We start from the raw sequence: 11,285 nt of genomic DNA on the forward strand, positions 1-11,285 counted from the left end.
GCAGAAGCATTCCGGTCCGTCCGAGCACATGCTCGGCGCGCAGTATGCCCCAATCCACCGGCGCTGGCGAATATTTCGACCGGGATTCCTGCCGTCGATTTGAAGCGCCAGCGGGAAATGTCGCGAATTCCCGTCGGGTACCTTGCGGATTTATCGCTCAATTCGATGCGGCGGATGCCGCGCGGGCCTGGGCGTGGAATCGGCGCGCCAGTTCGGTCGGACGCTCCTCGCGATGGCGGTGATCGGACCAGAACTGCCGCCAGACGCGCGCGCCGCGCTGGCCATTCCAGAGCCCGAGCGCATGGCGCATCGCCGTCGGCCAGGGCCGCCCGGCGGCCTGCACCGCGTCGAGATACTCGACCCAGGCGGCCTCGACCGCCTCGCGCGAGGTCGCCGGCCCCGGCTCGCCGAAGAAGCGCTCGTCCCAGCCGGCCATCTGCCAGGGCTCGTGATAGGCCTGCCGACCGACCATCACCCCGTCGACATGGGCCAGATGCCGCGCGATCTCGTCGTCGTCGCGGATGCCGCCGTTGATGACGATGGTCAGCGCGGGGAAGTCGCGCTTGAGCTGCCAGACCCATTCGTGGCGCAGCGGCGGGATCTCGCGGTTCTCCTTCGGGCTCAGGCCCTTCAGCCAGGCATTGCGCGCATGCACGATGAAGACCTCGCAGCCGGCCTCGGCGATCTGCCCCACGAAGTCGCGCACGAAGTCGTAGGACTCGATGCGGTCGATGCCGATGCGGTGCTTGACCGTGATCGGCAGATCGACCGCGTCGCGCATCGCGCGCACGCCGTCGGCCACCGTGGCCGGCTCGGCCATCAGGCAGGCGCCGAAGGCGCCGCGCTGCACCCGCTCGCTCGGGCAGCCGCAGTTCAGGTTGACCTCGTCATAGCCCCATGTCGCCGCCAGCCGCGCGCAGGCGGCGAGGTCGGCCGGCTCGCTGCCGCCGAGCTGCAGCGCCACCGGATGCTCGATCTCGCCGAAGTCGAGATGGCGCGGCTGATCGCCATGCAGCAGCGCGCCGGTGGTCACCATCTCGGTGTAGAGCCGGGTGCGGCGGGTCAGCAGGCGGTGGAAATGGCGGCAGTGGCGGTCGGTCCAGTCCAGCATCGGCGCGACGGACAGGCGCCAGGGGGACGCATCGACGGGAATCGGATCGGACATCGGCGGGAACGGCGGCAGCGCGCAAAGGCCGGATTCTGACGCAAGTCAGCCGCGGCTCGCCCGGCAGACGGCTTCCGGCAGCGCCTGGGCAATGCGCTGCGCCAGCGCGGCGTCGGCCGGCGTGCGCACCAGCGCCAGCGCGGCGCGGCCCTGCCAGCGCATCAGCTGCTGGCCGACCGGATCGGCGGCGCACAGGTCGTGGCCGAGCAGCATGCCCTCGGCGTCGCAGGCATCGAGCAGCGCATCGGCGGCATCGACCCCGGCCGAGGCCGGCACATGCAGCAGGTCGACGCCGCAGCGGCGCGCCCGCGCGACCTGGTCGCGCAGCGGACCGGCCTGCTCGCGGCCGCCCGACGGATCCGGCGGCGACCAGACCGCGCAGCGCAGCGGCAGGCTGCGGCCGTTGACCGTCAGCACCAGCGCCCCGTCGGGCGTCCGGCCGGACAGCGCCAGCGTGCGAAAGCCCACCGGACCGAGCGGCAGCATCGTCTCGTGGCCGTCGGGCCGCTGCGCGTGCAGCGTCAGCCGATGCAGCGCCGGCTCGCCCAGCGCATGCGGCCACCACCGGTCCGGCGATTCGACCTCGAGCTGCCCGGCCCAGAAGCCCTCGCCGCGCTCGGCCAGCGCGACCTCGTGCGACCGGCCGCCGCGCGACAGCCGCATCGTCAGCGCACGCAGCGGCTCGCGGACCTGCAGCCGCAGCACCACCGCGCCGCGGCGTTCATCCATCATGCCGACGCGCAGCGCCGGCGCGCCGGTGCGCAGCGCCGGCCGGATCAGCCGCGCGCCGCGCCACGCGCCGACCCAGGGCGCCTGCCCGGCCGCCGCTCCGGTGCGGGCGCGCAGGCACAGCCACAGCACCGCGTCCTCGGCGCAGGCCGGCAGCGCGATGCGGTGGCGCACCCGGCCGTCCGTGCCGGCCAGCAGCTGGCGCTCGCGACCGAGCGCGACCTCGTGCAGCCAGAGCTCGGCCGGCCCTGCCAGCCCGTCGAACTCGACGATCCAGGGCCCGGCGTCGGGCCGGCGCAGCGGCCGGCACATCCACCAGTCGCCTCGGTCGATCTCGGGCGGCGCGGCCAGACCGCGCTGGCGCAGCATCTCGGCGACGCTGGCCAGGCGCTCGGCCGGGTGCCAGTCCGGGCCCTGCGACAGCCGCATCACCTCCAGCGGCGATGCCCACTGCCCCGCACCGGATCCGGCCCACCACCAGCCGTCGTCGAGCCGCTCGACCCGGTCCTCGTCCGACAGGCGCAGCCGCCCACGAGCCGGCACCGGCAGGGAGATGAGATGGGAAGTCGTGACCAATTCAACACTTCATCGTATTTATTACCTGATGTTACATTAGTCGCGACCTGTTTCCAGACCTGAAGACACCCCGATCCGGGAGGGTTCCGAGATGCAACCGATCGCCGAGGGCAGCCGGCTTTGCCTGATCGCCGGCCTCGAGCACGGCATACGACCACCACTGGACACGAGCGAGCGGCTGTGGCGCGTGAGCGGCTCGGCGCTCGATCCCTGGCTGACGCTGCTGGCGGCGCTGCGGCTCGATGCGCATGCGCTGCTGGGGCCGGCGCTGGCGCTGGACTTTCTCGACGACCAGTGGACGCAGCCGGAGCTGCCGACGGGCGAGCTGCCGCAGCTCTACGGGCTGGAGCTGCGCCCGCTGCGGATCTGGCGCCCGCTGCTCGACCACCTGCACGAACAGCTCGGCGCCGGCCGGCTGGTGGTGCTCGAGCCCGACGCCTGGGGGCTGCCCGACACCGACGGGCAGGAATACCGGCGTCAGCACCGCCGCAGCACCGTGATCGTCAACGACCTCGACGCGGCGAACCGCCGGCTGGGCTATTTCCACCGCGACGGCTACTTCCACCTGCAGGACGAGGACTTCGACGCGCTGCTGCACCCGTGCGGGCCGGCCGCGGTGCTGCCGCCGCCGGCGGCCGTCATCGAGCTGCGCGGCCTGGTGCGCCGCCCGGCCGACACGCTGCGCCATCTGGCGCGCCAGGGCCTGGAGCGCCAGCTCGAGCGGGTGCCGACGCGCCACCCGGTGCGGCGCTGGGCACGGCGCTGCCAGCGCGAGCTCGACTGGCTGCTGCACGAGGGTGGCGAAGTGCATTTCCAGGCCTGGGCCGAGGCCGGGCTGCGGCCGCTGGGCGCCAGCGCCGAGCTGGCCGCCATCCACCTGCGCTGGCTCTCGGGCGAGGACAGCGGCTCGGCGCACCTGCTGCAGGCCGCCGATGCGCTGCGCCAGCTCGCGGTGCTGGCACGCGCGCTGCATCTGAAAGGATCACGCGCGGCCGAGACCGGCCGGCCGCTCGAGGCCGGCCCGATGGTCGAGCGCATGGCCCGGCACTGGAGCCGTGGCATGGCGCTGCTGGGCGCCGGAGAGATCGTGCTCGACCCGCCGCCAGGGGCGCTGGGGCGGCCGCGCTGAAGCGGCCGAGGGCCGGCGTTCGGGGACGGCCGGCCGGGGTCAGGCGCCGCGTCCGGCGCGGCGCGCGCCGGCCAGCGCCAGCAGCTCGTTGCCGACCAGCGCGCCCAGCACCAGCAGGCCGCCGCTGAGCGTGGCCGGTCCCGGCACCTCGCCGGCGCCGACCCAGGCCCACAGCACGCCGAACAGCACCTCGAGCAGCCCGAGCAGCGCGATCTCCGGCGCCGGCAGCACGGCCGTCAGGCCGACCACCAGCAGGCAGGGCAGCGCGAGCTGGAACACGCCCAGCCCGGCCAGCAGCATCAGGTCATGCGAGGAGGCCTGCAGCGGCCAGGCCAGCGGCAGCGTCACCAGGGACGACAGCAGCCCGCCGATCAGCACCGCCGGCAGCATGTCGGGCGTGGCCGCGGCCTCGCCGCCGAGTGCCTCGTCCGGATCGCCGCTGCCGTGCGAGACATGCTGCAGCACGGTGAAGTTGACGGCCGCGGCCAGCGGCACCGCCAGCGCGACGCCCATGCCGGCGGCCGCGCCGGTCTGCAGCTCGGCACCGAACATCCAGGCGATGCCCGCGCCCGCCACCGCGATCGCGCCCCAGGTGCGCACCGGCAGCTGGTGCTGCAGGAAAATGCGGGCGAACAGCGCGGTGATCAGCGGACCGATGGCCATCGTGACCAGCACGTTGGCCACCGAGGTCAGCGTCAGCGCGAACATGAAGGCGGTGAACATCACCGACCAGCACAGGCCGGAGAGCCACAGGGCGCGCCCGCCCTCGCGCAGCGAGCGCCACAGGCCGGCGCCGCGCAGCAGCGGCAGCGCCACCAGCAGCGCCAAGGCGTTGAAGGCGCTGCGCCAGAAGGTCACCTCGAAGCCGCGCGCGGCCTCGAGATGGCGGCTGACGACGCCGGCGCTGCTCCACAGCAGCGTCACCAGCACCATCAGCGCGACCGCGCGGGCATGGCTCATGCCCGGCATGCGCGTCAGGAGCCCGCGCCTTCGCGCGAGGCGCGCTTGCGCTCGTGCTCCTTCAGGTGGCGCTTGCGCAGGCGCACCGACTTCGGCGTGATCTCGACCAGCTCGTCGTCGTCGATGAAGTCGACGCCGTATTCGAGCGTCAGGTCGATCGGCGGGGTGATCTTGATCGCGTCTTCCTTGCCGCTGACGCGGAAGTTGGTCAGCTGCTTGGTGCGGGTGGCGTTGACCACCAGATCGTTCTCGCGGCTGTGGATGCCGACGATCATGCCCTCGTAGACCGGGTCGTTCGCCTTGACGAACATGCGGCCGCGGTCGTCGAGCTTGCCCAGCGCGTAGGTGAAGATCTCGCCGTCGTCCATCGAGATCAGCACGCCGTTCTTGCGGCCGCCGATGTCGCCCTTGTGGGCTTCATAGCCGTCGAAGATCGACGAGATCAGGCCCGAGCCGCGGGTCAGGTTCATGAACTCGTTGGAGAAGCCGATCAGGCCGCGGGCCGGGATGCGGTACTCGAGGCGGACACGGCCGTGGCCGTCCGGCTCCATGTTGATCATCTCGCCCTTGCGCAGGCCCAGCGCCTGCATCACGCCGCCCTGGTGCGCTTCCTCGACGTCGGCGGTGACCAGCTCCATCGGCTCGCACTTCACGCCGTCGATGTCCTGGAACATCACGCGCGGCTTGGAGACGGCCAGCTCGTAGCCCTCGCGGCGCATGTTCTCCAGCAGGATGGTCAGGTGCAGCTCGCCCCGGCCGCAGACCTCGAAGATGCCGTCCTCGTCGGTCTCCTTCACGCGCAGCGCGACGTTGTGCTGCAGCTCCTTCTGCAGGCGGTCCCAGATCTGGCGGCTGGTGACGTACTTGCCTTCGCGACCGGCCAGCGGGCTGGTGTTGACGCAGAAGTTCATCGTCAGCGTCGGCTCGTCGACCTTGAGCATCGGCAGCGGCTGCGGGTTGGCCGGATCGGTCACGGTCACGCCGATGCCGATCTCCTCGATGCCGTTGATCAGCACGATGTTGCCCGGGCCGGCGTCGGTGACCTGCACGCGGTCCAGGCCCTGGAAGGTCAGGACCTGGTTGATGCGGCCATTGACGCTCTTGCCGTCCGGACCTTCCATCACGACCACGTTCATGCCCGGCTTGATGGTGCCTTGGCTGATGCGGCCCACGCCGATGCGGCCGACGAAGCTGGAGTAATCCAGTGCCGAGATCTGCAGCTGCAGCGGCGCTTCGGCATCACCCTGGTGCGCCGGGACGTGCTTCAGGACGGTGTCGAACAGCGCCGACATGTCCGGGCCCCACTGCTCGCCGGGGGCGCCTTCGGTCAGCGAGGACCAGCCGTTGATGCCCGAGGCATAGACCACGGGGAAGTCGAGCTGCTCGTCGGTGGCGCCGAGCTTGTCGAACAGGTCGAAGGCGGCGTTGACGACCTTGTCGCAGTTGGCGCCCGGCTTGTCGACCTTGTTGACCACGACGATCGGGCGCAGGCCCAGGGCCAGTGCCTTCTTCGTGACGAAGCGGGTCTGCGGCATCGGGCCTTCCTGGGCGTCGATCAGCAGCACCACGCCGTCGACCATCGACAGCGCGCGCTCCACCTCGCCGCCGAAGTCCGCGTGTCCGGGCGTGTCGACGATGTTGATGTGCGTGCCGTTCCAGCTGACCGCGCAGTTCTTGGCCAGGATGGTGATGCCACGCTCGCGTTCGATGGCGTTGTTGTCCATCACGGTGTCGACGACCTTCTCGTGGTCGGCGAAGGTGCCGCTCTGGCGCAGCAGCTGGTCGACCATCGTGGTCTTGCCATGGTCGACGTGGGCGATGATGGCGATGTTGCGGATCTGTTTGCTCATGGGGTGTGTCCGTCAGCGCAGCCGCAGCGGCGCGGGGTCAGCAGGGAGAGTTCGGAAAATCTGTTCTCGGATCGGTCAGTCGCGCCGCAGCGCGCGCACCTCGGGGGGACTCAGCAGGCGGTCGGCGATCAGCTCGCCGGCCTTCACATGGGCACCGCCCAGCAGCGAGCGTCCGTCAGGGCCGTAGACGCGCACATGCTCGGCATCGGCATGCACCACCCGGCGGCGCATGCCGCTGAGAAAGCGCGCCGCGTCGGCCTCGCCGAGCTGCACCGCCGGCCAGTCGGCCAGCAGCACGTCGACCGGGCGCAGGCAGGCGTCGCGGGCGGGCTCGTCCATCGCCTCCAGCGCCGCCAGCGTGACCGAGCCGCGCAGGTCGACCGGTCCGCTGACGATGCGCCGCAGGCCGGCCAGGTGCGCGCCGCAGCCCAGCGCCTCGCCGATGTCCTCGGCCAGCGTGCGGATGTAGGTGCCCTTGGTGCACAGCACGTCGACCACCAGCAAGTCCGGCCGATCAGCCTGCCACTCGATGATGTCGATGCGATGAATCGTGACCTGCCGCGGCTGGCGCTCGACCGTCACGCCGGCGCGCGCGTACTCGTACAGCGCCCGGCCATTGTGCTTGAGCGCCGACTGCATCGGCGGCAGCTGCGAGATCAGGCCGGTGAAGCGCGCGCAGGCCGCCTCGATGGCCGCGCGGTCGCAGGCCACCGGCCGCTCGGACGTGATCTCGCCCTCGCGGTCGCCGCCGACGCGGGTCTGGCCGAGCTGCAGCGTGGCGCGGTAGCCCTTGTCGGCCTCCAGGCTGACCTGGGAGAACTTGGTCGCCGCGCCGAAGCAGATCGGCAGCAGGCCGGTGGCCAGCGGGTCGAGCGTGCCGGTGTGGCCGGCCTTCTCGGCGCGGAACAGGCGCTTGACCTTCTGCAGCGCGTCGTTGCTCGACAGGCCCAGCGGCTTGTCGAGCAGCAGCACGCCATGCACCGGTCGACGCGGCACGCGCACCTTCGGCGCCGGCACGGCCGGGGCCGCCACCGCGTCGACAGCCACGGCCTCGGGCGCGACAGGAATCAGGGTCGTCTCACTGCTCATCGTCGGCATCGAGGGCGCGCTGCGCGTTGGCCTCGCGGATCAGCGCGTTCATCTCGGCCGCACGCTCGGTGGTGCGGTCGAAGTGGAAATGCAGCGTCGGCACGGTGTGGATCTGCAGCCGCTTGAACAGGCCGTTGCGCAGGAAGCCTGCCGCCTCGTTCAGGGCCTGACCGGTGGCCTCGATGTCGCCGACCAGCACCGAGAAATGCACCTTGGCGTGCGCATAGTCGGGCGTGACCTCGACCGCGCTGATCGTGACCATGCCGACGCGCGGATCTTTCAGGCCGCGGATCAGCTCGGCCAGATCGCGCTGGATCTGGTCGGCGACACGGAAGCCGCGGTTGGGAATCGAACGCTTGTGTCTCATGGGAAGGCTTTCGCGCGCTCCTTGCACGCTCCTTGCGCAAAACGACGAGGCCCCGGCGCTGGCGCCGGGGCCCGGAAACGGGGCGGACGCCGTGGATTACAGCGTGCGCGCCACTTCCTTGATCTCGAAGAACTCCAGCTGATCGCCTTCAGCGATGTCGGTGACGTTCTTGAGCTTGATGCCGCACTCGAAGCCTTCCTTGACTTCCTTGACATCGTCCTTCATGCGGCGGACCGATTCGACCTCGCCGGTGTAGATGACGATGTTGTCGCGCAGCAGGCGGAACTTGCAGTTGCGACGCACCAGGCCCGAGGTGACCATCGAGCCGGCGACCGTGCCGATCTTCGACGCGACGAACACCGTGCGGATTTCCGCGGTACCGATGGCTTCCTCGCGCTGCTCCGGCGCCAGCATGCCCGACATCGCGGCGCGGATCTCGTCGACCGCGTCGTAGATGATGTTGTAGTAGCGCAGGTCGACGCCGTTGCCTTCGGCCAGCTTGCGGGCACCGGCATCGGCACGGGTGTTGAAGCCGATGATGACCGCCTTCGAGGCCAGCGCCAGGTTGACGTCCGACTCGCTGATGCCGCCCACCGCCGCGTGCACGATCTGCACCTTGACCTCGTCGGTCGACAGCTTGAGCAGCGAGGCGGCCAGCGCTTCCTGGGAACCCTGCACGTCGGCCTTGATGATCAGCGGCAGCATCTGCGCGGCCGTCTGACCCATGCTCTCGAACATGTTCTCGAGGTTCGCGGCCTGGCGCTTGTTCAGCGTCACTTCGCGGTACTTGCCCTGGCGGAAGGTGGCGATCTCGCGGGCCCGGCGCTCGTCGGCCAGGACCATGAACTCGTCGCCGGCCGCCGGCACTTCGGACAGGCCCTGGATCTCCACCGGGATGGAGGGACCGGCCTCGGTGATGGGCTTGCCGTCCTCGTCGAGCATGGCGCGGACGCGGCCGTAGCTCTGGCCGGCCAGCACCGCGTCGCCACGCTTGAGCGTGCCCGACTGCACCAGCACCGTCGCGACCGGGCCGCGGCCCTTGTCCAGACGCGCCTCGATCACCAGACCCTTGGCCAGCGCCTCGACCGGAGCCTTCAGCTCCAGCACTTCGGCCTGCAGCAGCACCTGCTCGAGCAGCTCGTCGATGCCCTGGCCGGTCTTGGCCGACACCTCACAGAACGGCGAGTCGCCGCCGTAGGCCTCAGGCACCACATGCTCGGCGACCAGTTCCTGGGTGACGCGCTCGACGTTGTGGCCGGGCTTGTCGATCTTGTTGATCGCCACGACGATCGGCACGCCAGCCGCCTTGGCGTGGCTGATGGCTTCCTTCGTCTGCGGCATCACGCCGTCGTCGGCCGCAACCACCAGGATGACGAGGTCGGTGGCCTTGGCGCCACGGGCACGCATCGCGGTGAACGCTTCGTGACCCGGGGTGTCGAGGAAGGTGATGACGCCGCGCGGCGTCTCGACGTGGTAGGCGCCGATGTGCTGCGTGATGCCGCCGGCTTCGCCCGCGGCGACGCGGCTGCGGCGGATGTAGTCCAGCAGCGAGGTCTTGCCGTGGTCGACGTGACCCATGACGGTGACCACCGGCGGGCGCGGCAGCGCCTCGCCCGAGGCCGCGGCGTTTTCCTCTTCGAGGAACGCATCCGGATCGTCCAGCTTGGCCGCGAACGCCTTGTGGCCCATCTCCTCGACGAGGATCATGGCCGTTTCCTGGTCGAGCTGCTGGTTGATGGTGACCATCTGGCCCAGCTTCATCAGCTGCTTGATCACCTCGGAGGCCTTGACCGACATCTTGTGGGCCAGATCGGCCACCGAGATGGTCTCGGGCACATGGACCTCGTGGACCTGGGCCTCGACCTGCGGCGCCATGCGCTGCTCGCCGTCACCGCGATCACCGCGGCGACCGCCACGGCCACCCGCCGGCAAACGCCAGTTGTTGCCCCGGCCGGCGCTCGCGCCGGCGCCATCACGGCCCTTGCCCGGTCCCGCACCGGGACCGCGCTTCTTCGCATCATCGGCCCAGGTCGACGACAGCTTCTTGGAATCGACGCTCTTGTCGCCATCCTTCTTGCCGCCGGCCGGCTTGTCGCCCGGACGGGCGGGAGCGCCCGCGGCCGGAGCACCGGCAGCGCCCGGCCCCTTGCGCAGCTGGTTGCCGGTGATGGTCGCGGCGCCCGCGGCCGGAGCAGCCGGCTTGGGCTCTTCCTTCTTCGCGACGCGCGGGGTGTTCTTGCGCGCCATCATGTCGCGGATGGCCTGGGCCTCGGCCTCGGCCTTGCGACGACGCTCGTCCTGGGCAGCCGTCGCGCCCGCGGCAGCCGGCGCAGCGGCAGGCGCTGCAACGGTCGGGACACGGCGGAACACGCCGCTGCTCTGCGGCTGCGCCGGCGCGACACGCGGCGGCACGACCTGCGAGCGCACCGGCGACGGCTCGACGCCACGCGGAGGCACCGGCACCGGCGTCGGCGCGGCAGCCACCACCGGAGCAGGTGCGGGTGCGGGCGCCGGAGCGGCCACCACCGGGGCGGGAGCCGGAGCCGGTGCAGCCACCGGCGCGGGCGCCGGAGCAGCCGCTGCCGCGCCACGGGCCGCGACAGCACCCCGTCCGCTGGACGCGGCGCGACGGCGCGCGTTGGCCTCGTTCAGCGCAGCGACCTCGGCCGCGGCACGGGCCTGGGCCTCGGCACGGCGTGCGGCGGCATCGCGGGCGGCCTGCTCGGCGGCGGACACCTGGGCGACCTCCGGCTCGACGGCGGCCGGCGGCTGGCTCTCGGCCTTCGCGGCAGCCGCGCGGGCGGCCTCCTCGGCGGCACGGGCCTCGCGCTCGGCCGCCTCGCGGGCAGCGGCTTCGGCGGCAGCGCGCTCGGCCGCCTCGCGGCGGGCACGCTCCTCGGCCTCGGCCTGCTCGCGGCGGCGCGCCTCCTCGGCAGCCGCCGCAGCGGCGGCTGCAGCCGCCTCCTGCTGCAGACGGGCCTCCTCGGCCTCGTGGCGGGCCGCTTCCTCCGCGGCCAGACGCTGCTGCTCGTCGTCGCCCAGCTCGACCGCTTCCGACGCGACACCGCCCCCGGCCACGACATCCTCACGCTTGACGAAGGTGCGCTTCTTGCGGACCTCGACCTGGATCGTGCGGGCCTTGCCGGACGCATCGGCCTGCTTGATCTCGCTGCTGGACTTCTTCGTCAGCGTGATCTTCTTGCGGTCGGCACCGGTGGTGCCATGCGTGCGGCGGAGGTAGTCCAGCAGTCGTTCCTTGTCGGCCTCGGTGAGGGGGTCGCGGTCGCTTCCCTTGCTCACGCCGGCGTGTTGAAGTTGCTCGAGCAGCTTCGTCACCGAACTCTTGAGTTCGGCGGCGAACTGGGCAACGGTGGTCACAGCCATGTGTTTGTTTCCTTGGGACGGGCGTCGTGTTCGGTC

8 protein-coding genes are annotated in these 11,285 nt (G+C 71.3%); 1 reads left to right on the top strand and 7 read right to left on the bottom strand.

The features are described 5' to 3' along the window. Positions 1 to 157: 157 nt before the first annotated feature. Both dusA and HNQ01_RS17280 read right to left on the bottom strand, forming a co-directional pair. Complete coding sequence (gene dusA, locus HNQ01_RS17275) at positions 158 to 1,165, bottom strand: tRNA dihydrouridine(20/20a) synthase DusA (RefSeq protein WP_173806667.1); 1,008 nt, start codon at positions 1,163 to 1,165, stop codon at positions 158 to 160. 45 nt (positions 1,166 to 1,210) lie between these two features. Continuing rightward, positions 1,211 to 2,470 (bottom strand): glycoside hydrolase family 2 protein, encoded by a 1,260-nt coding sequence (locus tag HNQ01_RS17280; RefSeq protein ID WP_173806668.1) that lies wholly within the window; start codon positions 2,468 to 2,470, stop codon positions 1,211 to 1,213. A 91-nt stretch (positions 2,471 to 2,561) separates the two neighbouring features. Here HNQ01_RS17280 and HNQ01_RS17285 point away from each other — a divergent pair, with 91 nt between their 5' ends. Beyond that, positions 2,562 to 3,599 carry a DUF1839 family protein gene (locus HNQ01_RS17285; protein WP_173806669.1) on the top strand — a complete coding sequence of 346 codons (1,038 nt, stop codon included), beginning with the start codon at positions 2,562 to 2,564 and terminating at the stop codon, positions 3,597 to 3,599. A 39-nt stretch (positions 3,600 to 3,638) separates the two neighbouring features. Here the strand turns inward: HNQ01_RS17285 and HNQ01_RS17290 are convergent, their stop codons facing one another. From HNQ01_RS17290 to infB, 5 genes are all read right to left on the bottom strand, one after another. Continuing rightward, entirely contained in the window at positions 3,639 to 4,559 is a 921-nt protein-coding gene (locus HNQ01_RS17290; RefSeq protein ID WP_173806670.1) for a DMT family transporter, read from the bottom strand. A 14-nt stretch (positions 4,560 to 4,573) separates the two neighbouring features. Continuing rightward, on the bottom strand, positions 4,574 to 6,409 hold the full coding sequence (gene typA, locus HNQ01_RS17295; protein ID WP_173806671.1) for a translational GTPase TypA: 1,836 nt from the start codon (positions 6,407 to 6,409) through the stop codon (positions 4,574 to 4,576). A gap of 75 nt (positions 6,410 to 6,484) precedes the next feature. Then, on the bottom strand, positions 6,485 to 7,498 hold the full coding sequence (gene truB / locus HNQ01_RS17300; protein ID WP_173806672.1) for a tRNA pseudouridine(55) synthase TruB: 1,014 nt from the start codon (positions 7,496 to 7,498) through the stop codon (positions 6,485 to 6,487). Beyond that, positions 7,488 to 7,865, bottom strand: coding sequence for a 30S ribosome-binding factor RbfA (gene rbfA, locus HNQ01_RS17305; RefSeq protein WP_173806673.1), 378 nt, complete (start codon positions 7,863 to 7,865; stop codon positions 7,488 to 7,490). The genes truB and rbfA overlap by 11 nt, the downstream gene beginning before the upstream one ends. A gap of 96 nt (positions 7,866 to 7,961) precedes the next feature. Further along, positions 7,962 to 11,249 carry a translation initiation factor IF-2 gene (infB, locus tag HNQ01_RS17310; protein WP_173806674.1) on the bottom strand — a complete coding sequence of 1,096 codons (3,288 nt, stop codon included), beginning with the start codon at positions 11,247 to 11,249 and terminating at the stop codon, positions 7,962 to 7,964. Positions 11,250 to 11,285 lie beyond the last annotated feature (36 nt).

The sequence above is a fragment of the Sphaerotilus uruguayifluvii genome (genome assembly GCF_013294065.1).
Lineage (GTDB): Bacteria > Pseudomonadota > Gammaproteobacteria > Burkholderiales > Burkholderiaceae_C > Sphaerotilus > Sphaerotilus uruguayifluvii.

Excerpts from the sequence above, each read along its gene's own strand:
- rbfA (WP_173806673.1), bottom strand. The coding sequence starts at position 7,865 with ATGAGACACAAGCGTTCGATTCCCAACCGCGGCTTCCGTGTCGCCGAC.
- HNQ01_RS17290 (WP_173806670.1), bottom strand. The coding sequence starts at position 4,559 with ATGAGCCATGCCCGCGCGGTCGCGCTGATGGTGCTGGTGACGCTGCTG.
- dusA (WP_173806667.1), bottom strand. The coding sequence starts at position 1,165 with ATGTCCGATCCGATTCCCGTCGATGCGTCCCCCTGGCGCCTGTCCGTC.
- HNQ01_RS17285 (WP_173806669.1), top strand. The coding sequence starts at position 2,562 with ATGCAACCGATCGCCGAGGGCAGCCGGCTTTGCCTGATCGCCGGCCTC.
- truB (WP_173806672.1), bottom strand. The coding sequence starts at position 7,498 with ATGAGCAGTGAGACGACCCTGATTCCTGTCGCGCCCGAGGCCGTGGCT.
- infB (WP_173806674.1), bottom strand. The coding sequence starts at position 11,249 with ATGGCTGTGACCACCGTTGCCCAGTTCGCCGCCGAACTCAAGAGTTCG.
- typA (WP_173806671.1), bottom strand. The coding sequence starts at position 6,409 with ATGAGCAAACAGATCCGCAACATCGCCATCATCGCCCACGTCGACCAT.